The 25,648-nt window shown below is 69.9% G+C and carries 23 protein-coding genes; 6 read left to right on the top strand and 17 right to left on the bottom strand.

Going from position 1 to position 25,648, the window contains the following annotated elements; all coding sequences use genetic code 11:
* Nucleotides 1-239: 239 nt before the first annotated feature.
* From HNR51_RS23790 to HNR51_RS23740, 11 genes are all read right to left on the bottom strand, one after another.
* Nucleotides 240-506, bottom strand: a complete 267-nt coding sequence (locus tag HNR51_RS23790) for a flagellar biosynthetic protein FliQ (protein WP_012452597.1) — start codon at nt 504-506, stop codon at nt 240-242.
* A gap of 129 nt (nt 507-635) precedes the next feature.
* Nucleotides 636-1,052 (bottom strand): flagellar hook assembly protein FlgD, encoded by a 417-nt coding sequence (gene flgD / locus HNR51_RS23785; protein ID WP_141950311.1) that lies wholly within the window; start codon nt 1,050-1,052, stop codon nt 636-638.
* A gap of 5 nt (nt 1,053-1,057) precedes the next feature.
* Nucleotides 1,058-1,549, bottom strand: coding sequence for a flagellar biosynthesis repressor FlbT (gene flbT / locus HNR51_RS23780; RefSeq protein WP_373325212.1), 492 nt, complete (start codon nt 1,547-1,549; stop codon nt 1,058-1,060).
* Nucleotides 1,550-1,595: 46 nt separating this feature from the next.
* Complete coding sequence (gene flaF / locus HNR51_RS23775) at nt 1,596-1,946, bottom strand: flagellar biosynthesis regulator FlaF (RefSeq protein WP_012452594.1); 351 nt, start codon at nt 1,944-1,946, stop codon at nt 1,596-1,598.
* A 41-nt stretch (nt 1,947-1,987) separates the two neighbouring features.
* A complete protein-coding gene (locus tag HNR51_RS23770) occupies nt 1,988-3,040 on the bottom strand; it encodes a flagellar hook-associated family protein (RefSeq protein WP_182556574.1) in 1,053 nt (350 codons plus the stop codon).
* A 7-nt stretch (nt 3,041-3,047) separates the two neighbouring features.
* A complete protein-coding gene (flgK, locus tag HNR51_RS23765; RefSeq protein WP_182556573.1) occupies nt 3,048-4,517 on the bottom strand; it encodes a flagellar hook-associated protein FlgK in 1,470 nt (489 codons plus the stop codon).
* A gap of 102 nt (nt 4,518-4,619) precedes the next feature.
* Complete coding sequence (locus tag HNR51_RS23760) at nt 4,620-5,828, bottom strand: flagellar hook protein FlgE (RefSeq protein WP_012452591.1); 1,209 nt, start codon at nt 5,826-5,828, stop codon at nt 4,620-4,622.
* A gap of 82 nt (nt 5,829-5,910) precedes the next feature.
* Nucleotides 5,911-7,239: a flagellar protein export ATPase FliI gene (gene fliI / locus HNR51_RS23755; RefSeq protein ID WP_182556572.1), complete on the bottom strand. Its 1,329-nt coding sequence runs from the start codon at nt 7,237-7,239 to the stop codon at nt 5,911-5,913.
* Between the two features lie 4 nt (nt 7,240-7,243).
* Nucleotides 7,244-7,972 (bottom strand): flagellar basal-body rod protein FlgF, encoded by a 729-nt coding sequence (gene flgF / locus HNR51_RS23750; protein ID WP_012452589.1) that lies wholly within the window; start codon nt 7,970-7,972, stop codon nt 7,244-7,246.
* Nucleotides 7,973-7,976: 4 nt separating this feature from the next.
* Nucleotides 7,977-9,230, bottom strand: coding sequence for a DUF1217 domain-containing protein (locus HNR51_RS23745; RefSeq protein ID WP_182556571.1), 1,254 nt, complete (start codon nt 9,228-9,230; stop codon nt 7,977-7,979).
* A 145-nt stretch (nt 9,231-9,375) separates the two neighbouring features.
* Nucleotides 9,376-9,942, bottom strand: a complete 567-nt coding sequence (locus tag HNR51_RS23740) for a hypothetical protein (protein ID WP_182556570.1) — start codon at nt 9,940-9,942, stop codon at nt 9,376-9,378.
* Nucleotides 9,943-10,161: 219 nt separating this feature from the next.
* On the opposite strand from HNR51_RS23740, the gene HNR51_RS23735 reads away from it, so the two are divergent.
* Both HNR51_RS23735 and HNR51_RS23730 read left to right on the top strand, forming a co-directional pair.
* Nucleotides 10,162-10,467: a PilZ domain-containing protein gene (locus HNR51_RS23735; RefSeq protein WP_182556569.1), complete on the top strand. Its 306-nt coding sequence runs from the start codon at nt 10,162-10,164 to the stop codon at nt 10,465-10,467.
* A 447-nt stretch (nt 10,468-10,914) separates the two neighbouring features.
* Complete coding sequence (locus HNR51_RS23730) at nt 10,915-12,702, top strand: flagellin N-terminal helical domain-containing protein (protein WP_182556568.1); 1,788 nt, start codon at nt 10,915-10,917, stop codon at nt 12,700-12,702.
* A 121-nt stretch (nt 12,703-12,823) separates the two neighbouring features.
* On the opposite strand, the gene HNR51_RS23725 is transcribed toward HNR51_RS23730, so the two are convergent.
* Nucleotides 12,824-13,504: a response regulator transcription factor gene (locus tag HNR51_RS23725; protein WP_141950301.1), complete on the bottom strand. Its 681-nt coding sequence runs from the start codon at nt 13,502-13,504 to the stop codon at nt 12,824-12,826.
* 392 nt (nt 13,505-13,896) lie between these two features.
* Between HNR51_RS23725 and HNR51_RS23720 the strand changes: the two genes are divergently transcribed.
* Nucleotides 13,897-15,174, top strand: coding sequence for an aspartate aminotransferase type Ic (locus tag HNR51_RS23720; RefSeq protein ID WP_182556567.1), 1,278 nt, complete (start codon nt 13,897-13,899; stop codon nt 15,172-15,174).
* 445 nt (nt 15,175-15,619) lie between these two features.
* Here the strand turns inward: HNR51_RS23720 and HNR51_RS23715 are convergent, their stop codons facing one another.
* The 4 genes from HNR51_RS23715 to HNR51_RS23700 all read right to left on the bottom strand — a co-directional run bounded on the left by HNR51_RS23715 (nt 15,620) and on the right by HNR51_RS23700 (nt 20,686).
* Entirely contained in the window at nt 15,620-16,738 is a 1,119-nt protein-coding gene (locus tag HNR51_RS23715) for an ATP-dependent DNA helicase (protein WP_012452582.1), read from the bottom strand.
* A gap of 13 nt (nt 16,739-16,751) precedes the next feature.
* Nucleotides 16,752-17,675: an oxygen-dependent coproporphyrinogen oxidase gene (hemF, locus tag HNR51_RS23710; protein ID WP_182556566.1), complete on the bottom strand. Its 924-nt coding sequence runs from the start codon at nt 17,673-17,675 to the stop codon at nt 16,752-16,754.
* 145 nt (nt 17,676-17,820) lie between these two features.
* The gene (locus HNR51_RS23705) at nt 17,821-20,007 is read right to left on the bottom strand and encodes a TonB-dependent siderophore receptor (protein ID WP_182556565.1); all 2,187 of its coding nucleotides are present in this window, start codon (nt 20,005-20,007) and stop codon (nt 17,821-17,823) included.
* Nucleotides 20,008-20,236: 229 nt separating this feature from the next.
* On the bottom strand, nt 20,237-20,686 hold the full coding sequence (locus tag HNR51_RS23700; RefSeq protein ID WP_182556564.1) for a tRNA (cytidine(34)-2'-O)-methyltransferase: 450 nt from the start codon (nt 20,684-20,686) through the stop codon (nt 20,237-20,239).
* Nucleotides 20,687-20,814: 128 nt separating this feature from the next.
* Here HNR51_RS23700 and HNR51_RS23695 point away from each other — a divergent pair, with 128 nt between their 5' ends.
* From HNR51_RS23695 to HNR51_RS23685, 3 genes are read left to right on the top strand one after another with little or no spacing between them, the layout of a single operon-like run.
* A complete protein-coding gene (locus HNR51_RS23695; protein WP_182556563.1) occupies nt 20,815-22,671 on the top strand; it encodes an ABC transporter ATP-binding protein in 1,857 nt (618 codons plus the stop codon).
* 22 nt (nt 22,672-22,693) lie between these two features.
* Nucleotides 22,694-24,127, top strand: coding sequence for an MATE family efflux transporter (locus HNR51_RS23690; RefSeq protein ID WP_182556562.1), 1,434 nt, complete (start codon nt 22,694-22,696; stop codon nt 24,125-24,127).
* 45 nt (nt 24,128-24,172) lie between these two features.
* A complete protein-coding gene (locus tag HNR51_RS23685; RefSeq protein WP_012452576.1) occupies nt 24,173-24,520 on the top strand; it encodes a DUF3140 domain-containing protein in 348 nt (115 codons plus the stop codon).
* Between the two features lie 13 nt (nt 24,521-24,533).
* On the opposite strand, the gene mtnA is transcribed toward HNR51_RS23685, so the two are convergent.
* Nucleotides 24,534-25,631, bottom strand: coding sequence for an S-methyl-5-thioribose-1-phosphate isomerase (gene mtnA, locus HNR51_RS23680; RefSeq protein ID WP_182556561.1), 1,098 nt, complete (start codon nt 25,629-25,631; stop codon nt 24,534-24,536).
* Between the last annotated feature and the right edge of the window lie 17 nt (nt 25,632-25,648).

The following is a 25,648-nucleotide window of genomic DNA, read 5'->3' as shown; positions in this document are numbered from 1 at the left end:
GGGGATGGCCGGACGCCGCCGGCGCCGGATAACCGCTCTTAACCGTGACTCTCGAAGCCTGCCGTCACCGTTCGCATGGCAGGGCCTCGTATCGGATGCTGCCGTCGCCCGCGCGGAGTGCTAAACTCCTCATCGCCGAAGCTTTTGTCCTTCCCAAGGTCGAGGCTCTCGCGAGGGACCGGGCGGTCAAGTCTCGACAGCTTCCTCCGCCCGGTCCCGCCCGCTTCGGCGCATCCCCGTCAGAACCCCGTCGCGATCCGCCCGTAGGTCATCTCGGCGAAGGCGTAGATCTGCGAGCCGACGAAGGTGCCGGTCACCAGCATCACCAGCAGGATCGCGACGATCTTCGGGACGAAGGTGAGCGTCACTTCCTGGACCTGCGTCAGCGCCTGGAGCAGCGCCACCGCGATGCCGACCAGCATCGCCGCGCCCACCGAGGGGCCGGCGGCGACCAGCACCGTCCAGATCGCCGAGCGGACGAGTTCGAGGGCGTCGACCTCGTTCATGACGGGGTCTTCGAAGGGCGCATCATCTGTGTCCGAGAGCCGGCCGCCATCTTTCGGGACGATGCGCTAAAGTCTTGTTTCTGCATCGCCTTTTTCCGAAAGCCGGAAACCACCTTTCGGGATGATGCTCTAGCTGATCGAGATGCCGGAGGCGAGCAGCATCTCGCGGCCGTCGGTGAGCTTGGCCATCACCCCGTCGCCGGTCACCCGCACCGACTGCACCGTGCCGGTCGTCAGGCCGTCGGCCGAGGTGATGCTCCGCCCGATGATCGCGTCGGCCTGGTTCAGGAAGCTGGAGGCCAGGAGCGAATCGAGCTTCTGGTTGGTCTTGGTCGCCTGCTCGACCTGCGAGAACGAGGCGAGCTGGCCGACATATTCCGTCGAATCCATCGGCTTCGTCGGATCCTGGTTCTGAAGCTGAGCCATCAGCAATTGCAGGAAGGTGTCGGCGTTCATCTTGGAGGCGACCGAGGTCGCCGCCTTCGCCGCCGCGGCGGTGGTGCCGGTGTTCGTTCCGCTCGTCGCGCCGGTGCTGGTGACGTCCATCGGTGTCAGGCCTTGTCGGAGGAGGGGGCCGGCCGGGCGCGCAACGGCGGCCGGCGGCGGGGGCCGGACCGGCCGGGCGCCACGAGAGCGGCGGGGGGCATGTCGGGGAGGGGCGTCGAGGGGCCGAGCACGGCGGCCTCGGCCGGGTAGAGGCTGCGGATGAGCTTCAGCGCCTCGAAGGCCCGTCCGGCCTCGACCAGGGCGTGCGCCGCCGCCAGCCCGTCGCGGATCGCCGGCTCGGTCGTGGCGGCGAGGATGCCCTCCTCGATCCGGGCGTAGAGCGCCCGGGCCGGGCCGGCCTGGGCCGGGGCGATCAGGATGGTCTGGGCCGCGAAGTAGAGCTGGCGCAGGGGCGTCGTCGCCTCCTCCGCCTGGAGGACGTGACCCTCCAGTAGGAAGGTCGCGTCGTTCATCAGTTCGAGCGCGACCTTGCGATCGACGCGCACCACCGCGCCGTTGATGTAGACGCGCTCGCCCGCCTTCAGGCTCAGATGCATCGTGCGGGCGGGGGGGCGGCCGGTCTCGCGCGTCATGGCCGGCGCCTCACCGCAGACCGTCGCGGATCGAGGTGTTGACCTCGATCAGCGCCGAGAGGCTGCGTTCGGGCGTGCTCAGCACCTCGCCGGCCTCGCGCATGTTCCACAGGCCGATGGCGACGAGGTCGGCGCGAAGGCCTTCGGGCAGACCGTTTTCGGGATCGAGCAGGTCGGAGATCAGCACGTTCCAGAGTTCCTGGATCGAACCGACGGCGCTGTTGCGCTCCGCACCCGCCCCGGCGCCCTGCGCCTCGGCGGTTCGCAGCAGGCCGAGCGCCCGGTCGAAGGCCTCGCGCTCGCGCTCGCGGCCGAGATCGGGCGCGTCTTCCATGATCTCGGAATAGGACAGGCGGTACATCGGGGCCGACGCTCCGTACTCGGTTCTGAAAAAGCGCGCGTTCAGGAGATGAAGTTGATCAGGCTGAGGCTGCGCAGCTGCGCCGTCAGCCCGTAGGACATCTGCATCTGGGTGGTGATGGCATCGACGCGGGCCTTGGCCTCCGCCGGATCGACGCTCTCCAGATCGCGGATCTGTCCGGTCAGCAGCGTGGTCTGCTTGGCCATGCGCGCATTCGCGTCCGTGATCTGACTCTGGGTCCGGCCGAGATCGGCCCGCAGCGTCGTCAGGCCTCCGCTGACTTGGCCCAGCAGGTCCATGACCTTGACGGTGGCCACCTCCTGCGCCTCCGGCGAGAGGCCGGACAGGCCGAGCCCCGAGGCGATGACGTAGGCCATTCCGAGCTTGCGGAACGGCTCGGCATTGGCGCTCGTCGAGGTCGTGGCGGTTTCGGTGAGCGAGATCTGGCTGTCGATGGTGCGGCTCGACGCGCTCGACCATGTCCGGCTCCAGTTCACCTCGGTGAACAGGCCCGCGAGCGGCCCGTCGAGGAAGCCCTTGAGCTCGGTCGGAGTGATCGCGGCGGCCGCCGCGCTGCCCGGCGCGAAGCCGAAGAAGTCGGTGAAGGCGTCATCGACGGCCGCCTTGGCCGCGGAGGGCGGGCTGCCCTCGTAGGGTGTCAGCGGTGCCGTGCCGCTGTCGGTGCCGCCGAACACGAATTGACCGCCCGCGCTGGTGTTGAGCGCACCCGCCAGGGCCACGAGGCGGCCGCGCGCGGTTTCCGCCACCGTCTTCGCGCGCTGGTCGGCGGGGAGCGCGGTGAGTTCGTTGAGCGTCGCCTCGGCGGCCGACTGGATCTCCTTGAGCGCGCTCTGCGTCGCTTCGAGCCGGAAGGAGGCCGCCGTGTTGCTCTGGGTCAGCGCCGCGAGCACGGCGCTCTGCCGCCGCAGGCCGAAGGATTCCACCACGCCGCCGCCCAGGCTCGCGCCGACATCGGCGAAGCGGCCGGTGGCGATCTCCTTGGTCGCGGTGGCGAGGTCGGTCTGGAGGCGCGCAGCGCCGGTGCGCGGCGCGTTCCAGAGGCTGAGGCTCGAGATGAAGCCGGTGGTCATCATGGCCGTATCACCGCACCGCGTCGAGGAGGGTCTTGAGGAGGTCGTTGACGACCGAGATGAGCTTGGCCGAGGCGCTGTAGGAGCGCTCCAGCTGCAGGGCCAGCGCCGTCTCGTCGTCGCCGTTGACGCCGGCCACGTTCGACAGCGCCTCGTTGGCGCGGGTCAGCAGGGTCTTCTGGTAGGCGGCGCCGGTCGCGGCGTCCTTGCGCTGGGCTTCGAGCCAGCCGGCCGAGGCCGCGGCCAGTTCGGGCAGGCTCGACGCGGTGCCGAGCCCAAGGGCCGGATCGACGGGCTTCGAGCTGGAGAGCGCCGTGACGAGGCCGCGCAGGCGGCCCGCATAGGCCGCGTCGCCGCCGGCTGCGGGGTCGTCGTAGTCGCTGCCGTTCATGCCGCCGCTGCGCAGCAGGGTGAGGTTGCCGCCTCGGCTCGGATCGACCGCCGCGTTGATCGCGAGCGAGGCCGCGAGGCCGGTTCGTCCGGCAGCGGTCGCCGTCGGCAGGAGGGCGCTGCCGCCCGCGGTGAACAGGCCGGCCCGTGGACCGTCGTCGATCAGCGACGTGTCGTTCTCGGCGAAGGCACCGATCAGGCCGCCGGCCACCGCGTCGAGCTGCGCCTCGTAGGCCACCGCGGTGCCGTCGCGGAGGGCGGCGAGCCCGGCGATCCGGCCGGAGGTCAGCGGCATCGGCGAGGCGGCGCCGGTCACCGGCACGCCATCGATCGTCACGCTGCCGCCGACGGTGCCGGCGGTGAAGGTGGCAGTGGGGGAAAACGCGACCGTGCGGGGGCCGCGCTCGAACAGGGTGACGCCGCCATCGGTGTAGAGGGCCATGTCCCCGCCCTCGCGGGACACCGCGGTCACACCGATTTCCTGAGACAGGGCGGTCAGGATACGGTCGCGGTCGTCCAGCGCATCGGTGGCGTCGCCGCCGAGCGCCGTGGCTTTGACGACGGCGCGGTTCGCGGCGTCGAACCGGCCGAGAAGATCGTTGATGCGGCCGACCGCGTCACCGATGCCGGCATCAGCCTCCGCCCGCACGGCGTGGACCGTGTCCGCGGCTTGGTTGAGGCTTCCCGCCAGGGCCTTGGCCGCCTCGACCGCGTCGCGGGCGAGCTGCGTGTTGTCGGGCTGGTTGGCGGCAGCCTGGAGGGCGGCCTGGAAGATCGAGAGCCGCGCGGCGGGCGCGCTCGTGTCGTCGGTGTCGCCGATGGTCTGAGCGAGCTTCGTCAGCCCGGTCAGCAGGGCGTCGCCGCGGGCGGCGTCGGACGAGGCGGTGAGGGTGCGGGCGTAGAGCGCCGGGTCGCCCGCGCGGGTGATCGTCACCGTGGCGCCGCCCGCGCTGCCGGCCACCAGCGTCGCGATCTTGCGCGAGTAGCCGGGATCGTTCGCGCCCGCGACGTTGCGCGCGGACACGGCGATCTGGTTCGAATTCGCGAGCAGCGAGGCGCGCGCGGTGTTGAGCGCGAGGGTGAGACCCATCGGTCGGTTCCTGGGACGCGATACGGGACGCGGGATGGGAAAGGTCACGGGGCGGGGGCGCCGGCGTCGGGCCGGCGCCCCCGGATGCGGCGACGGTCCCCGTCAGCGCTTCAGGTTCATCAGGGTCTCGAGCAGCTCGTTGCCGGTCATGAACACCTTGGAATTGGCGGTGTAGACCGTCTGCGACTCGATCATCGTGGTCAGCTCGGTGCTGACATCGACGTTGGACTGTTCGAGCGCGCCGGCTTTGAGGATGCCGCGCCCGCCCGCGCCGGCGAAGCCGATCTGGATGTCGCCGGACTCGGCGCTCGTCGTGAAGACGTTGCCCGCCCGCGGCGACAGGTTGTCGGGGCTCGCCACGTCCGCGAGCGGCACCTTGAAGGCGGCCTTGCGGGTGCCGTCCGAGTAGACGGCGTAGACGGTGCCGTCCTCTCCGAAGGCGGTTCCGCTCACGGAGGTGGGCGACGAGCCGTCGGCGGTGCCGGACAGGGCGTGGTCGCCGGAGAGCTGCGTAAGGCCGCCGAGATCGACCTTGATTTCGCGCCCGTTCGGCACCTGCACGAGGGTCGACCCGCCGCTCGTGACCTTGCCGTTGCCGTCGAAGGCCACGGTGGCCGTCCCGACGGGGGTCGTGGCATCCGCCGGGTTGAAGAATTTGACCGACCACGTGTTGGCGGCGGTCTTGGTCATCTGCACGTCCAGCGTCACCGGCTGGCCGACATTGTCGTAGACCTTGAGCGAGTTCTTCTTCGAGTAGCCGATGGTGCTCGTCGCCGGATCGTAGACGGGCGTCTCGAAGGAGAGGTTGCCGCTGATCGTGGCGCTGGTGGAGGGACGCGCCTCCTGTCCCATCACGCTGACATTGACCGGCTTGAGGTCGGCCACGCCGTTGAGGACCGGGTTCGGGGTGCCGTTGGCGAGGCTGTAGCCCATCAGGGTGAAGCCGCCGGCATTGACGAGGTTGCCGGTCTTGCCGTCGACGACGAAGTTGCCCGCCCGCGTCATGAAGGGCGCGCCGGCCGCGTCGCTCACCACGAAGAAACCGTTGCCCTGGATCGCGAGATCCTTGTCGGAATTCGTCGAGGCGATCGGGCCGCCCTCGCTGACCGAGCGGCGCAGGGTGGTCTCGACCGCGCCGGAGTTGTAGTTGCCGACATCGCCCGAATCGAGCAGCAGCGACGAGAACTCGGCCGAAGTGCGCTTGTAGCCGGTGGTGCTGGCGTTCTGGATGTTCTCGGCCACCGTCGAGATGCGGTTGGACTGAGCGTTCATCCCGGACACGCCGGTGCGGAGCACGCCGATGAGACTCATGCTGAGACCTCGTTGACTTTCGAATTCTTGCGCAATGGACACGGTGTCGCTTGCGCGGGGCTGAAGGAATGGATGGATGCCTTCATCCCCGGAGGGACTGGGCGAGTTCGAGGAAGGCGTCGCGGCTCGGCGGCTGGCCCGGCTCCTGGCGCAGGGCCTCGTAGATCCGCGGCACGAGGCTGACCGCCTGATCGAGGTCGGGGTCGCTGCCGGCGCGGTAGCCGCCCATCAGGCGCAGATCCCGCGTCTCCTCGAAGCGGGCCATCATGCTCTTGAGCTTGCGCACCAATTCGCGCTGGTCGCCGGTCCAGACCTCGCCCGCGAGCCGCGAGATCGAGCCGAGCAGGTTGATCGCTGGATAGCGGCCCTGTTCGGCAATGGCGCGGTCGAGCACCACGTGGCCGTCGAGGGTGCCGCGGATCGAGTCGGCGACCGGGTCGTTGTGGTCGTCGCCATCGACCAGCACCGAGAAGATGCCGGTGATGGTGCCACTCCCCTCGGCGCCGGGGCCGGCGCGTTCCAGGAGGCGCGGCAGGTCCGAAAAGACGCTCGGCGGATAGCCGCGGGCCACCGCCGGTTCGCCGGCTGCGAGCGCCACGTCGCGGGCGGCGTGGGCGTAGCGGGTCACGGAATCGACGATGAGCAGCACCGACTCGCCGCGGTCGCGGAAGCACTCGGCCACCGCAAGCGCCACCTTCGGCGCCTGCCGGCGCATCATCGGGCTCTCGTCGCCGGTCGAGACCACGATCACCGCGCGCTCGCGACTGGCGGCGATCGGGCCTTCGAGGAACTCGCGCACCTCGCGTCCGCGCTCGCCCACCAGCGCCACTACGACGCTGTCGAAGCCTTCGGCGCCCGCCAGCATCGCCAGCAAGGTGGACTTGCCGACGCCGGAGCCGGCGAAGATGCCGATGCGCTGGCCGGCGCAGAGCGGCGTGAACAGGTCGACCGCCCTGACCCCCGTGGGCAGCGGCGTCCGCACCCGGGCACGCGTCATGGCGGCGGGCGGATCGGCGTCGAGGGGGACGCTGTCCGGCCCCTCGGCCAGCGGGCCGAGGCCATCGACGGGGCGGCCGAGCGCGTCGATCACCCGGCCCTTCCAGCGCGGGTCCGGGCGCAGCTGCGCCGGGCCGATGCGGTGGGCGAGGCTGCCGATGCCGGCCTCGATCCGGCTCTCGAACGGCTTGACCGTGGCACCGGCAGAATCGATGCGGACGACCTCGCCGACCTGCACGCGGCCGTCGGCCGAGAAGCCCATGCGGTCGCCGAGCCGGACGAAGGCGGAGACGCCCGCGACCCGCGCGGCGCTCGCGGTGACCTCGCGCACGGGGCCGCCGACGCGCACCAGGGGCCGGTCGCGGCGTCCGGCTTCCATCGCCTTGCGGAGGCGCTCGATGGCGTTGTCCGTCATCGCGCTAGCCCTGCGGACCGAGGGTCTTGACGGCGCCGGTGAGCGTGTTGTCGGCCTCCGAGGTCATAGTGGCCGCGCTCTCGAAGGCGCGCTGGATCGCGATGAGCCGCGTCATCTCCAGAATCGGGTTGACGTTGGCGCCCTCGACATAACCCTGCACGACGCCGATCCGGGTGAAATCCTGTACCGGCCGACCGGGCAGGCTGGCCGCGACCGCATTCTCGCCGGAGCGGCTGAGGGTCGCCTTCGGGTCGAGGCTGAAGACGCCGAGCGCACCGACTTGGTTGACGCCCTGGTGGATGCTGCCGTCGCGGCCGATGGTCGGCGGACCGGCCTGAGGGTCGAGCAGCAGGGGGCCGCCGCCGGGATCGACCACCGGCATCCCGCCGACCGTGCGCAACTGCCCGTTGGCGTCCATCGTCAGGCGGCCGTCGCGGGTATAGAGCGTATCGCCCTTCGGACCCTTCACGCCGAGCCAGGCATCGCCCTGCACGGCGACGTCGAGGGCGGAATCGGTCTTCGTGGTCGGGCCGGCGGCCCGCGAGAGGGTGTTCTTGCCGGGGCCGACGAAGGCGACCTCGCCGCGGTTGGAGCGGGCGAGCAGCTCCGAGAAGCTGACCTCCTCGGCCCGGAAGCCGGCGGTCGCCATGTTGGCGACGTTGTTGGCGGTGGTCGTCAGCCGCTTCTCGAGGGCGATCTGGCTCGACAGGGCGACGTAGAGGCTGCTTTGCATCCGCTCAGGCTCCGATCCGCGCCGTCTGCCGGTTGAGGAGCAGCTCGGCGTCGATGCCGCCCGCGCCGGTGAACAGCGCGAGCACGGGCGCGCTGGCGGTGTTGTTCTGCGCGTCCCAGATCGCCGCGAAGCGCCGCAGGAAAGCGTCGAGCTTGGCCGGATCCCGAAGGCCCGCGATGTCGATCTTGTCGGCGATCAGCTGCGCTCGCTTGGCCAGGGCCTCGCTCGTCGCCGCCCCGTTAGTGGCCGGCAGGCCGATCACGGTGTTGGCCACCTGGCTCAGCGCCGCGTCGCCGAGGATATCGTAGGCGCTGCTCAGCGACGGGCCCTTGCGGGCGAAATACAGGGCAAGGCGCACGCCCGTATCCGTGTCCCCCGCGTCGCTCTCGAGTGACTGGCGCAGATAGGCCTGGGTCACGGTCAGCGCCATCGTGTCCGGCCCCAGATCCGTGCCGAACCCGACATCGACGGCGATCCGGTCGGCGGAGAGCGGCACGTTGCGGATCGCCAGGGTGCGGATCGCGCCGCCCGCACTCACCAGCGTGTCGGCGTTTAGGCCTGAACCGCCGTAAGCGCCGTCGGCGCCGAGATCGGTCAGGGCCGTGGTCTCGAAGAACAGGCTTCCGTCCGCCGCAAGACCCGCCTGGACCTTGCCCTTGAGGTCGGAGCCCTCGATCTGCGCCGCCACCGCGGTGGCGATCTCCGAGGGCGTCACCTTCGACAGGTCCTGCACGCGTCCGGCGAGGGTCTGCGCGTTGAGCCGGATCGTCACCGATTGCGTGGTCGTGGCGTCGAGCCGCGATTCCACGAGGAAGCTCGCCTCGGCGCGGCCGCTGAAATCGTAGGCGTCGGCGAGGAGCTTCGGCGCGCTGAGCGTGGCGGCGCGGGCGCGCTCGCCGAAACTGGCAGCGTCCGCGCCCGTGGCGGACACGCCCTGGCCGAAGCTGAAGGCCTTGGCGAAGGCTGTGTAGCGGTCGTCCGCCAGCCGGTTGGCGAAGCTCGCCGCGCTCGCGGCCCCTTCCTCCAGCACCTTGCGCATGAACGCCTTGGCGTAGGTCATCTCCTCCAGGCCGTAGGCCTTCATGGCGTAGGCGTAGAGGCGCTGGTCGCCGAGCAGGTCGTCGACCGTCTTCACTTGGCCGATATGGGCCTCGTAATAGGCGGTCTCCCGGGCGACCGTCGGCTCCGCCGCCTTCCGCGCGAGCGAGGCGGGCAGATCCTTGGCGATCAGCCGGTAGCTGGTGAGCGTATCGGTCACGGGCGGGCGCCTGGGCGGGAGCGCGGGAGGGACACGGCCATTGGCTCGGCGGCGAGGGCAGGGTCCGAGTCTGCCTCTAGGCGGGCACGCTTGCTCCAGGCTTGTCCGCCGCTGCGGGAGCGCCCGGCCGGGCGAGGGGGCCGCGTCACGACGAGGGCCCGATGATCGTCTCGGTCGTGATCACGACCCAGCCCGCGCCGGTCCGGCGGATCGACAGCACGCGCCCCGCGCCGGGCAGTACGCTGCCGAGGGAGGCCGTGACCCGTCCCTCGCGGCTCTCCAGAGTCGCCACGCCGTCGGCGACGCCGCGCAGGGCGTAGCCGCCCGCGGGCGGCGGCGCGGAGCGCTCCGGCACAGCCAGGGGGCCGGACGTCGCGGCCAGGGGACGATCGGGCAGCGAGCCGGTGGTGACGGGGTCGAAGTCGGGATCGGCGAGGCGCCCCTGCGCCACGGTCTTCTTCCAGGCGAAGGGTGCGGCACCGGCCGGCAGCACCGCCTGCACGTCGTAGCCGTGCGTACCGGTCGCGATGGTGTAGCCGGCGAAGCCGCTCGCGGTCAGAGCGAGCAGCACGAAACCGGCCAGCACGGTGCGCTCGCCGGCAGCCTCGCGGGCGCGGCGGGCCGCGACGCTTCCCGCCAGCGGCCGCGCGGGCGGGCTCGGGGCACGTGCAACGGTGCCGTGGGCGGATCGCCGTGCGGGATCGGGCGTCATGGGTGTCTCGACGGGCGTCTCGATGAGACGCTCCCGGGATCCGCCCCGCGAAGCGGTTTCGCGGGGAGCGCCTCGGGAGCGGCAGCGTCATCGTTCACGATCCGTGTACAATTATGCTTGACGTCCGGTTAACGATGCCGCGCGAAGGGCCTTTCCGTCTCATCGACAGCGCGGCGGATGCTCATTAAGCCGGTATCGGCGAGGCGCCGGGGAGCGAGCATGGCCGATCCGCGGGAGAGTGTGGTGCCGGACCCCGCGGCGCCCGTCGCCCGGGCGGGCAAGCGTCACCGCGTGGTCCAGCAGGGCCGCATCGTCCTCGGTCCCGAGCGGCTGATCGCCTGCACCGTGCGCGACCTCTCGCGCCGGGGCGCCCAGATCCGCGTTGCCTCCGGGCATGTTCTGCCGGAGACCTTCTCCCTCGTCATCGCGGCGCACGATCTGCGCACGATGAAGGCCCGGCTGTGCTGGCGCCGGGGCGACCTCGCCGGCGTCGTCTTCGAGGATGCCACCGATCCGGCCCCGTGACCGGACCCCGCCCCGTGGATGCCGGGCAGCACGTCAACTCCTTGATGTCGCGACGTCTTTTCGGGCGAGCCGTCGGCCCGTGCGCGTGGCCGCCCAAGTCCCTTCTCCACAGACACGGGACCGCCCTGTGGAGGAGGCGCGGCGGGACGGTGTCGGGCCGGGTCGCTTAATCGCTTCGTAACGGGGAGCGGCCATTGTCGGGCCATCGCGAGGCGGCGCCGTCACCAAACGGAGGCCGCCTTCGCCAACAGGCCAGCGGGTGAATCCTTCGACGGGTTCACAGACATGATGTCGGTCCGCTGATCCGGTGCGAGTCCGGAGGTGTGATGCGCGGTGAACGGGCCCTTGCGGGCTCGCCGCGGCTCTCTCGAAGGGCCGCGCGGCCGCACCGGTGCGAGTCCGGTCCTGAGAACCATCCCCCTCTCCCTTTTTCCGGAAGTCTGATCCGTGACCAGCCTGCTGACCAACTCCGCCGCGATGACGGCGCTGACGACCCTCAAGTCGATCAACTCCAACCTCGACGCCACCTCGAACCGCGTCTCCACCGGCCAGCGCGTCTCGAACGCCGCCGACAACGCCGCCTACTGGTCGATCGCCACGACCGTTCGCACCGACAACGCCTCGCTCTCGGCGGTCAAGGACTCGCTCGGCCTCGGCTCGTCGGCGGTCGACACCGCCTATAACGGCCTGAACTCGATCCTGTCCGACCTGCAGAACATGCGCGCCAAGCTGCAGACGGCGCTGCAGCCGGGCGTGGACCGCTCGAAGGTGCAGACCGAGATCGCCGCGCTCCAGAGCAAGATGAAGGCGACCGCCGATTCCTCGAACTCGTCGGGTCAGAACTGGCTGTCGGTCAACTCGTCCTCGACCAACACCGCCTACAAGGCGACGCAGAACGTGGTCGCCGGCTTCGCCCGCAGCAGCACCGGCGCGATCTCGTTCTCGCAGATCACCATCGATGTGCAGAGCATCCGCCTCTACGACACCAACTCCACCAGCGTGACGACCGCCGCCACCAACGCCCAGGTCGTCGGCGCCGCCGCCCTGACGGGCACGGCTGCGTTCCGCCCCAACGACGCCGTCATCGCCAACCGCGGCACGGCCAACTTCAGCGGCAACAGCGAGGTCGGCTTCACCCTGACCACCGGCGGCACCTCGGTGACCGTGCGGATGAACGCCGACACGCTGAAGTCCGCCGCCAAGGATCTCACCAAGGTCACCACCGACGAGTTCCTCAGCGCCTTCAACAACCAGATCGCCGCCTCCGGCCTCGCGGGTGAGGTGACCGCGTCCCTCGACAGCTCCGGTCGTCTGACCTTCTCCACCTCCGATACCGGGGCGACCACCGGCCTGAACGTGTCGGTGGCGGCCGCCTCCCTCACCACCGGCGGCACCGCACGGACGCTGATCGACGCCGGCTTCGGCACCGCTCCCGACGTCGCCTCGGTGACCGGCGGCGCCTACAGCAACCTCAACCTGTCGTCGGGTTCGAAGGTCATCTCCATCAACGACGGCACGACGGCCAAGACCATCACCCTGAACGCGGCGTCCTACACCGCACTCGGTGGCGCGGCGACCTCCACGGGCAACAACGCCGTGAACGGCGCCGACATCGTGGCGATGATCAACGCGGAGCTGGACAAGACCACGACGGGCACGCCCCCCGGAGCGAGCACGGTCGAGGCAAGCTTTGCGGGCGGCAAGATCACCCTGACGAACGCGGTCACGGGCAAGGCCATCACGCTCGGCGGCGCCGACGTGGCGGATTTCGGCTTCACCGCCGGCGCGACGGCGGCCCCGGCCGGCCGGAACGCCTCCGGCACGAACGCCGGCACGACGCAGGCCCAGGGCATCCTCGACACCAACGTCGGCACCTACACCACCCCGGCCGCCGGCACCGACTACTCGATCGCGACCCTCGACATCTCCAAGCTGGTCGGCACCAGCGGCGACACCGATCTCTCGGCGATCATCACGGCGGTGGACCGGGCGATCGCCAAGGTCACCGATGCGGGCACGAAGCTCGGCGCCGGCAAGACCCAGATCGACGGCCAGAAGTCCTTCGTCGACACCCTGATGAAGGCCAACGACCGCACGATCGGCATCCTGGTCGACGCCGATGTCGAGGAGGAATCGACCAAGCTGAAGGCGCTCCAGACCCAGCAGCAGCTCGCGGTCCAGACGCTCTCGATCGCCAACAGCTCGACCCAGAGCATCCTCTCGCTCTTCCGCTAAGCCGAAGGTCCAATCGAACGGCGGGCCCGTCCCTCGCGGGCGGGCCCAAACGGACACGCGAAAAGGCCGCACTCACACCGAGCGCGGCCTTTTTCTCGTCTGCGGATTTCGAACGGGCGCTTCAGCCGACGAAGGTGTAGCCGGCCATCCGCTTGGCCTCGATCGGGTCGTAGCCGAGGCGCATGCGCAGCTTCTTGCGCAGCTTGCTGATATGGCCCTCCACCACGCTCTCTTCCACGCTGGAATCGAGGTCGCCGTAGACGGCCGTGAAGATCTGGCCCTTGGTCACCTGCCGGCCGCGGTTCTTGGCGAGATATTCGAGGATGTGCCGCTCGCGCCGGGGCAGGATCAGGCAGGTGCCGTCGATCTCCGGATCGCGTCCGTCGGTGTAGACCTTGAGGCGGCCGGCCCGGTCGGGGGCGGGGGCCGGCTCGACGCCCCGGCCGGTCCGGCGCCGGATCGCGGTGGCACGGGCGATGATCTCGCGGACATGGACGGGCTTGCGCACCACGTCGTCGATGCCGGCGGTGAACAGCGCCAGGGTCTGCTCCAGGGAGCGCGTCTCGTTGAGGGCGATGATCGGCGCCCGGCTGAGCGAGCGGATCGCCACGGTGCAGGAGGCGCGGTCGGCGCAGTCGCCGATCAGGAAGCCGTCGATCGCCTCGACGTCGATCCGCGGCGTGGCGTCGAGCCAGTCCTTCATGGATCCGACGGCCAAACCCTGCGCCGGCACGCCCTCGGCGCCGAAGCCGGCGACGTATTGCTCGGTGACGCTCTGCCGCTCGTCGACAACGATGTACATCGTCAGTGCTCGAAGATGTGCGAGGTCATTGCGCTCGGCACGGATATCCTCCGCGCCGCGCCATGGCCGATCTGGTTTTTCGAAGGGCTGCCGAATGTCGTCGGATCGCGGTTCAGGAGCGTCGTCGCTGTCGCGGGTCGCTCCGGTGTGCCGCTTCCTCCATCATTTGACGGATTAATCTTTTTGGCTGGAATGGTTAACGACGCGTTAAGGCCAAGCTCGCGCTTCACACTGCGTTAGGAGTTTGATCACGTCGCACCGGCCCACGTGACCGATCGGCCACAGTGTTGCCGGGCTGACCCTCCATTGCCCACGCCTCTCCCCCTTCCCGGGGTTGACCCTGGCGCCACCGCAGGATCGAAGGCGGGTTCGGCACCGCCACGAGGAATCCCATGCCTGCGTTGTCCACCCTGTCTTCCGAGGCGCTCGCGGAGCTGCGCTCCGGCCTGCGCGGCGAGTACGAGGCCCTGAAAGCGCAGGGGCTCAAGCTCGACATGACCCGCGGCAAGCCGGCTTCCGACCAGCTCGACCTCGCCGCCGAGATGCTGGCCCTGCCGGGCAACCGCGACACCACCGCCGAGGACGGCACCGACGCGCGCAATTACGGCAACCTCCAGGGCCTGCCCGAGACCCGCGCGCTGTTCTCGCCCGTGCTCGGGGCGCCCGCGGATCAGATCGTGGTGGCCAACAATTCGAGCCTCGCGCTGATGCACGACGTGCTCGTCTACGCGCTCCTGAAGGGTGTGCCCGGCGGCGAGCGGCCCTGGTCGAAGCAGGAGCCGATCACGATCCTCTGCCCCGTGCCCGGCTACGACCGCCACTTCTTCCTCTGCGAGGGCTTCGGCATCCGCATGATCCCGATCCCGATGACGGGGGAGGGGCCGGATATGGAGGCGGTGGAGCGCGAGGTCGCCGACCCGTCGGTGAAGGGCATCTGGTGCGTGCCGCAATACTCGAACCCGAGCGGCGAGACCTATTCCGACGAGACCGTGCGGCGTCTGGCCTCGCTCAAGGCCGCGGCCCCCGATTTCCGCATCCTGTGGGACAACGCCTACGTGGTGCATCACCTCACCGAGGCGCGGCCCGCGCTCGCCAACATCCTGGAGGCCTGTGCCGAGGCCGGACATCCCGACCGGCCGATCGTGTTCGCCTCGACCTCGAAGGTGACGCTGGCCGGCGCCGGCCTTGCCATGCTCGCCGCCTCGCCGACCAACGTGAAGTGGTATCTCGCCCAGGCCGGGCGCCGCAGCATCGGGCCGGACAAGCTGAACCAGCTCCGCCACGTCCGCTTCCTGCGCGACGCGGCCGGGATCGCCGCGCATATGGAGCGCCACCGCGCCCTGATCGCCCCGAAATTCGCTGCGGTGGAGGAGGCGTTCGCCGCCCGCCTCGACGGGTGGGAGGTGGCCCGCTGGAGCCGTCCGCTCGGTGGCTACTTCATCACGCTCGATGTCGCCGACGGCACCGCCTCGCAGGTGGTCCGGCTCGCGGGCGAGGCGGGCATCGCCCTGACCCCGGCCGGCGCGACGCATCCCTACGGCAAGGACCCGCACGACCGCACGCTGCGGATCGCCCCGACGTTTCCGAAGCTCGAGGCGGTGCGCCAGGCGGCCGAGGCGGTGGCGCTGTGCACGCTGCTGGCGGCGGTGGAGGCGCGTGCGGCAGGGTGAGGCGCCGGGCATTCACCGCCGATCATGCGGGGAATGTCGCTTCCAATCTCCGCATAGGGTGCTTCGCGTTTCCAGCCGATCCGCCGCAGATCCGATCTGGCGCCACTCCTCTCCCCGCGAGCGGGGAGAGGGAATGCACGCCGCCTAAGTGTCTCTCACAAAACTCCCGCCGCGCTGTCCTCGCCAGAGCGAGAACGGTTGGTGACCGGGAGTTTTGTGAGGCACTCTAAGCGCTTTGGGAGAAGGTCCCATACGGCTTCCGGCTGACGCGTTCAGTCCCGTTTCTATCGCCGTCATTACGGGGCGCTGATGAGCGAACCCGGAATCCGCGACCGGCCGCAATGTCCGGTTTCAGCGCCTCATCACGGGTGGATCCCGGGTTCCGCTGCGCGGCCCCGGGATGACGAAGAGGTGACCGCACCGAACGCAGTCATCGGAAACGGTATCACACCACCACGGTGATCGCCTGCGCCGCCCGGGTCAGCCCGGTATAGAGCCAGCGCGCCCGGTGCTCGCGAAACGCGTAGGATTCGTCGAACAGGACCACCTTGTCCCATTGCGAGCCTTGAGCCTTGTGGACGGTCAGTGCGTAGCCGTAGGTGAACTCGTCGGTCTCGCGGCGCAGGAACAGCGGGATCTCCTCCTCCGAACCCTCGATCACCTGCCGCAGCACCTTGATGTCGACCGCCCGGCGGCGCACGGCCGGGTCGTCCTCCGGCACCACGTCGAGGCGGATCGTGTCGGGCCGGGGCGGCGCGCGCAGGGCCTGGACCGTCCAGGTCGAGCCGTTGAGCAGGCCCTTGGTGCGGTCGTTCCTGAGACAGACCAGCTTCTCGCCCACCGACGGCATCGGGTCGGTATGGCCGGCCAGTTCCCGCAGGCGGTTGTTGTAGAGGCGGCGCGTCCGGTTGAGGCCGACCAGGACCTGATCGCAGTCGAGCACCTGGGCCGGGTCGATGTCGCGGCGGCGGATCACCCGGCTCTCGCCGTACTCGCCGACCTCCAGCCGCCCGCCCTCGCGGATCGTCATCGCCATGCGCACGATCGGGTCGTCGGCCGCCTGCCGGTGGACGTCGGTGAGCATCACGTCGGGCTCGGCCTCGGTGAAGAAGCCGCCGCCGCGCACCGGCGGCAACTGGGCCGGATCGCCCAGCACCAGCACCGGCTTGTCGAAGGACAGGAGGTCGTGGCCGAGATCGGAATCGACCATCGAGCACTCGTCGATGACGATGAGGTCGGCCTTGGCCGCGGGGCCCGAGCGGTTGAGGGTGAAGGTCGGGCCGCCCTCGTCGCCCTCCTTGCTGCGGTAGATCAGCGAGTGGATCGTCGCCGCGTCGTGGCAGCCCTTCTGGCGCATGACCGAAGCCGCCTTGCCGGTGAAGGCGCCGTAGACGACCGGGCCGTCGATGTCGTCGGCGATGCGGCGGGCGAGCGTGGTCTTCCCGGTGCCGGCATAGCCGAACAGGCGGAAGACCTGGTCGCCGCCCTCCTTGCGCCAGCGGGCGATGGCCTTCAGCGCCGCATCCTGCTGCGGCGCGAACTGGGTGGGAACGGATTCAGGCATGGCCGGACGCCCCTCAGGGCCAGCGCACCGTGGGGGGCAGCGAGGACAGGATCGAGGCGACGTTGCCGCCGGTCTTCAGGCCGAAGATGGTGCCGCGGTCGTAGAGCAGGTTGAACTCGACGTAGCGCCCGCGCCGCACCTGCTGCTCCTCGCGGTCGGCCTCGGTCCAGGCCTGTGCGAAGTTGCGCCGGACGATCTCGGGATAGGCCTTGAGGAAGGCTCCGCCGACATCGCGGGTATAGGCGAGATCGGCCTGCGGCTCGCCGGTCCAGTGATAGTCGTAGAAGATCCCGCCGATGCCGCGGGGCTCGTTGCGGTGCTTGAGGTGGAAATACTCGTCGCACCACGCCTTGTACCGCTCGTAGTTCGCGGCCGGCGCGTGCGCCTCGCAGGCCTCGCGCAGGCAGGCGTGGAAGAACTGCGTGTCGGGGTCGTCCTGGGTCCGGCGCCGGTCGAGTACGGGGGTGAGGTCGGCGCCGCCGCCGAACCACGCCTTCGTCGTCACGACGAAGCGGGTGTTCATGTGCACCGTCGGAACGTTCGGGTTCCAGGGGTGGGCGATCAGCGAGATGCCGGTGGCGAAGAAGCGCGGATCCTCGGCCGCGCCGGGCATCTGGGCGCGAAACTCCGGCGCGAACTCGCCGTGCACCGTCGAGACGTGGACGCCGGCCTTCTCGAACACCCGGCCCTTGAGCATCGCCATGACGCCGCCGCCGCCCGGCGTGCCGCTATGGTCGGTGCGCTGCCAGGGCGTCTTCTCGAACCGGCCCGCCTGCTTCGGCGCATCCGGATGGAACGGGCCGGTCGCCTCGTCCTCCAGCGTCTCCAGCGCGGCGACGATCCGGTCGCGCAGGGTGGAAAACCACGCCCCCGCCTCGCTCTTCAGCGCGGCGAGGTCGTCGGGTGAGGGAAGGGGAGAAGCCGTCGCGTCGCTCATGCGAGAGGCTTTCCCACCCAAGCGGCGATCCGTCAATTCGGGCTCAGAGCATCGTCCTGGATACCGGATCCAGGACGATGCTCTAAACTTCTGGTTCTGCATCGTCTTTTTCCGAAAGCCGGAGGCCACCTTTCGGGACGATGCTCTAGAACTTGTAGGTCAGGCTGCCGAGGATCGTGCGCCGGGTGCCGACGAAGCAGTCGCCGCGGGCGAGGCAGGTCGAGAGATACCGCGTGTCGGCGATGTTGGAGACGTTGAGCTGAGCACGCCAATGCGCGTCCTCCCATCCGATCAGCGCGTCGGCGAGTGTCGCGGCGGGCGTGTTGAAGCTGTTGAGCGAGCCGTCGAAGGATTCGCCGATGTAGCGCACGCCGCCGCCGACGAGGAAGGCGCCGGGCACCTCCGAGAGGGTGAAGCGGTGCGTCACCCAGAGCGAGGCGAGGTGCAGCGGCTGCGTCTCGACCCGCGCCCCGGCATTGGCGCCGGCGGCGTAGCGGGCGTCGGTGTAGGCGTAGCTCGCGATGATGTTGGTGTCGGTGTTGATGGTGGCGATCGCCTCGATGTCGCCGCCCTGGATCTTGACCTTGCCGGTCTGGATCGAGATCGGCAGGCCGCTCGGATCGGGGGCGAGGCGGTTGCGCTCCGTCGTGTCGTAGATCGCCGCGTTGACCGCGAACCACGGCGTCGGGTTGTACTTGAAGCCGCCCTCGATCTGCTCGCCCTCGATCGGCCGGCAGGCCCCGCCCGCGCAGACATTGGCGCCGAAGATCGGGGTGAACGAGGTCGCGTAGGAGACGTAAGGGGTCAGCCCGTTCTCGAAGGCGTACATCAGGCCGACGCGGCCGGTTGTGGCCTCGCCCGACGTGCTCTCGGCGCCGCGGGTCGCGCTGTTCACCCAATCGTGCCGCAGGGTGGCGAGCACGATCCACTGGCCGAACTTGATCTGATCCTGAAGGTAGAGACCGGTCTGGCTCTGCGAGAGCGCGGTCGGCACGCCGAGATCCGGCGGCGTCACGCCGACATAGACCGGCGCGTAGAGGTCGAACGGGCGCGGATCGGTGCCGAAGCCGGTGCGCGTGCTGTCCCATTGCTGGCGGAAATCGACGCCGCCGAGCACCACGTGCGAGATCGGCCCGGTGTCGAAGCGCCCCTGGAGGTTGGTGTCGGTGGTGATCCGGTCCTTGACCGAGCTGACCCGGTAGGTGAACCGGTCGACCGTCCGGCGGGCGGGATCGAGGAACGGCGCGTTCGGCAGGTCGGCGCTCGGCGTCAGCGTGTACACGTTGCCGTAGGCGGACTGATAGGTGCCGTCGATGTGGCTGTAGCGCAGGTTCTGCCGCAGGATCAGGCTATCGTCGAAGCGGTGCTCGAACAGGCTGGTGATCGAACTCGTCTCGGTCTCGTAGCGGTTGAAGTTCGGATCGCCCGTGAAGCGGTTCAGGGGAATGAAGCCGTTGGGGCCGGCATAGAGCGAGCCCTCGCGCGGCAGGAAGGCGTCGGAGGCGCCGAACGCATCCTTCTGGTGCAGGCCGATCAGGGTCCAGGTCGTGTCGGCGGAGGGGCGCCACGTCACCGAAGGGTTGAGGACGTAGCGGTCGTTGGCGACGAAATCGGTCTGCGCGTCGGCGAGCCGGCCGATGCCGACGAAGCGGTAGAGGAACTGCCCGTCTTCGCTCAGGCGCCCGGTCGAGTCGGTGAAGGCTTCCTTCCAGCCGTAATTGCCGAAGCGGATTCCGGCCTCGGTGTAGGGCACGTCGAGGGGCCGCTTCGAGACGAGATTGATCAGGCCGCCGACCGGGCTCGACCCGTACAGGGTCGAGGCGGGGCCGCGCAGCACCTCGAAGCGCGACAGGGTGTAGGGATCCGGCCGCGGCTCGTTGAAGACGTCGGGGTCCTTCAGGCGCAGGCCGTCGAGGAAGATCGCCGCGTCCGAGCCGCGGATGCGAGGATAGTCGCCGCGGGTGCTCGGGCCGTAGGCTTCGGCCGCGACGCCGGCCGTGTAGCGCAGGGCTTCCTGCACGCTGGTGGCCGCCTGCTCGCGGACCTGCTGCTCGCCGACGACCGAGATCGATTGCGGCGTCTCGGCCAGCGCCGTGTCGGTCTTGGTGCCAGTGGCGCTGCGCTTGGCGACGTAGCCGGGCACGGGGCCGAAGGCGCTCTCGGCACCGGCTCCCCCCAGTCCCGCGCCGCCGCGGCCCGAACCCTCGACGCTGAGCGTCTCCAGCGTCACCGCCTCCTGAGCCCACGCCGTGCCGGATTGGCCCAAGCCCGCGGTGCTCACCAGCAGGGCAGCCACGCCGTGACACAGGCGATTACGCAACACAGACGACATCAAGAACCCTAGCTCACCGTTCTTTCGCTGAAGGTGCAGCTAGAGCAGTGGGGTCAGGCTGCGCAACACAGGTTATTTTTCTAGAAGTGGAACGATTCAAATCTCGAATGTGTTCTTTGTTTATATTCAAGCGCGAGGCGAATTTCTTGCAGGAACGCACCACGAAGCATCGTCGATCTTTCGTGCCGTAGTGTTTCCTTTCGGTCACGCTGTGGCGCCGGCTTGCCCGTCACCCCACCTGCCGGATCGCCTCGCCCAGGATCATCGCGGCGCAGACCGCGACGTTGAGCGAGCGCAGCCCCGGCCGGATCGGCACCACCACGCGGGCATCGGCCGCCGCATGGACGACCTCCGGCACGCCGGCGGATTCGCGGCCCATCAGCAGGCAATCGCCGTCACGGAAGGCATGCTGCGTGTAGGGCAGCGCACCGGCGGTGGTGGCGAGGACGAGCCGGAGGCGGGCCTCCTGCCGCCACGCCTGGAACGCATCCCACGAGCGGTGCCGGGTGATCGCGACATGGTCGAGATAGTCCAGCCCCGAGCGGCGCAGGTGCCGGTCGGACACGTCGAAGCCCGCCGGCTCGATGATCTCCACCGCAACCCCGAGGCAGGCGGCCATGCGCAGCATCGTCCCCGTGTTCTGCGGGATGTCGGGCTGGTAGAGGGCGAGGTGCAGCATCGGCGGGACAGGTTCGCGCGACCGGATAAGGGCGGGGCAGGGTCTTGCCTGCGGCATGGGCGCGGGGTTGGCTCGGCGTCAAGGAGGCTTACCTGAGCCTCTCCTTCCTCGCACGGTCCCCGAAAATCATGTTCCTCGACTGGCTCGAGCGCCGCATCGATCCGTTCGCGCCCTTCGATGACCGGCGCATGCCGCCCAAGACCGTGCTCGGTTTTGCCGGGTTCTACCTGCGGCCGATCCGCCGGGCGCTGCTGCTGCTGTTCGTCATCGCCGTGATCGCGGGCGGGATCGAGGCCTCGCTCTACCTGCTGATGCGCTGGTTCATCGACCTGATGAGCGAGGCCAACCGCGCCACCGTGCTCTCGGACAACGCCGTGCCGCTGATGCTCGCCGCGCTGCTGCTGCTCGTGGTGCGCCCATTGGCGGCCTTCCTGCACGAACTCGCCTCGAACCAGCTCATCGTGCCGCAATCGACCAACCAGATCCGCTGGCGCACCCATCTCTACACGCTCGGCCACTCGCTCTCGTACTTCCAGGCGGATTTCGCTGGGCGGCTCGCCAACCGCACGGTGCAGGTCGGGCCGGCGGTGCGCGAACTCGCCGTGGTGTTCATCGACACGCTGCTCTACGTGGCGATCTACGCGGTGACCGCGATCGGGCTGTTCTCCTCGATCTCCGCGTGGTTGGCGCTCCCGGTGGTTGTCTGGGTCGCGGCCTATGCCGGGCTGACGGCGTGGTTCGTCCCACGCGCCCGCACGCGCTCGCACCTGACCGCCGAGACCCGCTCGACCCTGATCGGCCGGGTGGTCGACAGCTACACCAACATCCTCACCGTCAAGCTCTTCGCCCGCGACCGCGAGGAGCGGGCCGCGGTGCGCGACGCGGTTGAGACCCACACCAAGGCCTATCTCCACCAGTTCCGGCTCACCACCCTGACGACGAGCCTCCTGGCGGGGCTCAACAGCCTGCTGCTCTTCACCACGGCCGCCGTCTGCTTCGCCCTCTGGCAGCGCGGCGCGATGACCACCGGCGAGGCCTCGGCCGGGCTCGCGCTGATCCTGCGGCTGATGGCGATGTCGGGCTGGGTGATGCAGACCGTGCGCGGCGTGTTCGAGAATGTCGGTGTGATCCAGGAGAGCATGCAGACCATCGCCCGGCCGCACGGCCTCACCGACGCGCCCGACGCGAAGGTGCTGCAGGTGAGCGGCGGCGACATCCGCTTCGAGAACGTGGATTTCCACTACGGCCGGGGCGATGCCAGCATCATCGAGAACCTGTCCTTCCACATCCGTCCGGGCGAGAAGGTCGGCCTCGTCGGCGTCAGCGGCGCGGGCAAGAGCACGATCACGTCGCTGCTGCTGCGCCTGCACGACGTGGAGGGCGGGCGCATCCTCGTGGACGGGCAGGACATCGCCGGGGTGACGCAGGATTCCCTGCGCGAGGCCATCGCCATGGTCAGCCAGGACACCTCGCTGCTGCACCGCTCGATCCGCGACAACATCGGCTACGGCCGGCCGGACGCCTCGGATGCCGAGATCGAGCGGGCGGCGCGGCTGGCGCACGCCCACGACTTCATCCTCGACCTCGTGGACCACAAGGGCCGCCGCGGCTACGACGCCCATGTCGGCGAGCGCGGCGTGAAGCTCTCGGGCGGACAGCGCCAGCGCATCGCCATTGCCCGCGTCATCCTCAAGGATGCGCCGATCCTGATCCTCGACGAGGCGACGAGCGCGCTGGACAGCCAGGTCGAGGCGGCGATCCAGGAGGCGCTCGACACGCTGATGGGCGGCAAGACCGTGCTCGCCATCGCCCACCGCCTCTCGACCATCGCCGCCCTCGACCGGCTGATCGTGATCGACCGCGGCCGGATCGTGGAGGAGGGCACGCATGCCGAACTGATCCGCCGGGGCGGCCTCTACGCCGACCTGTGGCGGCGTCAGTCCGGCGGCTTCCTGGGGGATCGGGCGCCGGCTCCGGCCTCGTGAGCGAACCAACGGAGCGGCATACGTGACCTCCTCACCAAGCCTCGCGGCCGGCGGCCTGCGGCGGCCGCCGGCCTCGCCCTGGCTCGACGAACTGCGCGCGACGCTGAAGCTGTCGGCGCCCCTCGTCCTCATCAATCTCGCCCAGCACGGGCTGGTCGCGTCGAACGCGGTGCTGCTCGGCCGACTCGGCGCCGAGCCGATCGCCGCGGGCGCGCTCGCCACCAGCCTCTACCTCCTGCTGTTCATCGGCGGCATCGGCCTCACCTCGTCGGTGGCGCCCCTCGTTGCGGAAGCCGTCGGACAGGGTGCGGAGGCGGCCGGCGGGGTGCGGCGCACCGTGCGGGCGGGCCTGTGGGTCGGCTTCCTCGTGACGCTCGCGCTGATGCCGGTGCTGTGGTTCACCGAGGCGCTGCTCGGCCTGCTGCATCAGGAGCCGGCGGTCGCCCGCGATGCCGGCGCCTACATGCGGGTGCTGCAATGGTGGATGGTCCCGGCGCTCGCCTTCATGGTGCTGAAGGGCGCCCTCGCTGCACTCCAGCGGCCGGGACCGCCGCTCGCCGTGAGCCTCGTCGCCTTGCCGCTCAATCTCGCCCTCGGCGCCTTCTTCGCCTTCGGGCCGCCCGATCTCGGCATCGTCGGCGTGGCCCTCGGCACCGTCATCACCGAATTTCTGGCGATCGGCGCGCTGATCGCGGTGATCCGGCTCGAACCCAACCTGCACCGTCACCGGATGTTCGCCCAGCTCTGGCGGCTCGACAGCGAGCGCCTCGCCCGCGTGGTGCGGGTCGGCCTGCCGATGGGCGTGGCCGGCATCGCCGAGGCTGGGCTGTTCGAGGCGGCGACGGTCGCGATGGGCACCTTCGGCACGCTGCCGCTCGCCGCCCATGCGGTGACGCTCCAGATCGCCGCGACCTGCTTCATGGTGCCCAACGGCATCGGACAGGCGGCGACGGTGCGGGTCGGGCGCGCCTACGGCGCCGCCGACCGGGCCGCCCTGCGCCGCGCCGGCGCCATCGCGCTCTGGCTCGGTTTCGGCTTCATGGTGGCCTGCGCCGGGCTGCAACTCCTCGCCCCGCGCACGCTCATCGGCCTGTTCCTCGATGCGGACGCGCCCGGCGCCGCCGACGTGTTTCCGGTGGCCGCCGGTTTCCTGATCTTCTCGGCCCTGTTCGCGATCTCCGACGGGGTGCAGTCGGTGGCGCTCGGCTGCCTGCGCGGTCTTCAGGACACCAAGGTGCCGATGCTGATCGCGCTGTTCGGCTACTGGGGCATCGGTGTGCCGCTCGGGGCGGCGTTGGCCTGGGGCGCCGGGATGGGCGGGCGCGGCATCTGGGCGGGTTTCTGCGCCGGGTTGCTTGTCGTCTCCGTGGCTCTCGTGGTCCGCTGGCGGCGGCTCAGCACCGTGCGCCCGCGCGGCTCAAGCGCGCATCCGTCCGCCGGGCGGAACCGCGCCTGAAAGACCCCCGTTCCCGTCCCCGACGACAGCGAGAGGGGACGCGCGATGGCCGGGACCGACGACCACGAGACGATCTGGAAGGAGTTCAAGGGCGCGGTCAACATGACCGCCTCCGCCCTCGAGAAATTCCTTGAGACCGACGAGAGCCAGTCGGTCGGGCAGAAGAAGGATGGCGGCGAGGCCACCGGCCACAAGGAGGGCCGGCGCATCGTCGAGATCCTGCACAAGAAGAAGGCCGATCTCAGCGACGACGACTACGCCCACATGAAGAAGGTGGTGGGCTACGTGAACCGCCACCTCAAGCAGGGCGGACCCGAGGACAAGTCCAAGACGAAGGACTCGCCCTGGCGGCTTTCGCTGATGAACTGGGGCCACGACCCTTTGAAGGATTGAGGCCCGCAGCCGTTCAGGCGGCCTTGCGCCGCTCCGGGTAGAGTCCGGCCAGGCCCTCCTCGGTCGCCGCGCAGACGCCGCGCTCGGTGATGAGGCCGGTGACGAGGCGGGCCGGCGTCACGTCGAAGGCGGGGTTCGCCACCGGGCTGCCCGGCGACACCACGGCGACGGTGGCGAAGGCACCGTCGTCGGTGCGGCCGGTGAGGTGGGTCACCTCGCGGGCGTCGCGCTCCTCGATCGGAATGTCGCGCACCCCGTCCGACAGGGTCCAGTCGATCGTCGAGAACGGCAGGGCGGCGTAGAACGGGATCCGGTTGTCGGAGGCGGCCAGCGCCTTCAGGTAGGTGCCGATCTTGTTGCAGACATCGCCCGCGGCGGTGGTGCGGTCGGAGCCGACGATGCAGACATCGACCTGTCCGTGCTGCATCAGGTGGCCGCCGGCATTGTCGGCGATCACGGTGTGCGGCACGCCGTGGGCGTTGAGTTCGAAGGCGGTGAGCGCCGCGCCCTGGTTGCGCGGCCGGGTCTCGTCCACGAAGACATGGACCGGCACGCCGGCATCGTGCGCCACGTAGATCGGTGCCAGCGCGGTGCCCCAATCGACGGTGGCGAGCCAGCCGGCGTTGCAATGGGTCAGCACGTTGACGGGACCGCCCTTCTTCACGGCGATCTCGGCCAGGATCCGGGCGCCGTGCTCGCCGATGGCGCGGCAACTCGCGACGTCCTCCTCCGCGATGGAAGCGGCCTCCGTGAAGGCGAGGGCCGCGCGCTCGGCTTCCGGCGCCCGGCGCAGCACGGCGGCCATCCGGTCGAGCGCCCAGCGCAGGTTGATCGCGGTCGGTCGCGTCGCGGCGAGCGTCGCGGCGGCGCGCTCGATCCCGGCCTCGCTCGCATCCTCCCGCATGGCCAGCGCCAGCCCGTAGGCGGCGGTGACGCCGATCAGCGGCGCACCGCGCACCACCATGGTGCGGATCGCCACTGCCGCATCGTCGAGGCTCGCCAGCCGCTTGAGCTCGAAGGCGAAGGGCAGGCGGGTCTGATCGATGACCGTGACCGCGTTGCCGTCGGCCTCGGGGAAGATGGTGCGATAGGGACGTCCGTCGATCTTCATGAGCTGCTCGCGCGAAA

This window comes from Methylorubrum thiocyanatum, from assembly GCA_014138645.1.
GTDB classification, from domain to species: domain Bacteria; phylum Pseudomonadota; class Alphaproteobacteria; order Rhizobiales; family Beijerinckiaceae; genus Methylobacterium; species Methylobacterium thiocyanatum.
This window is presented reverse-complemented; position numbering and strand designations above follow the sequence as displayed.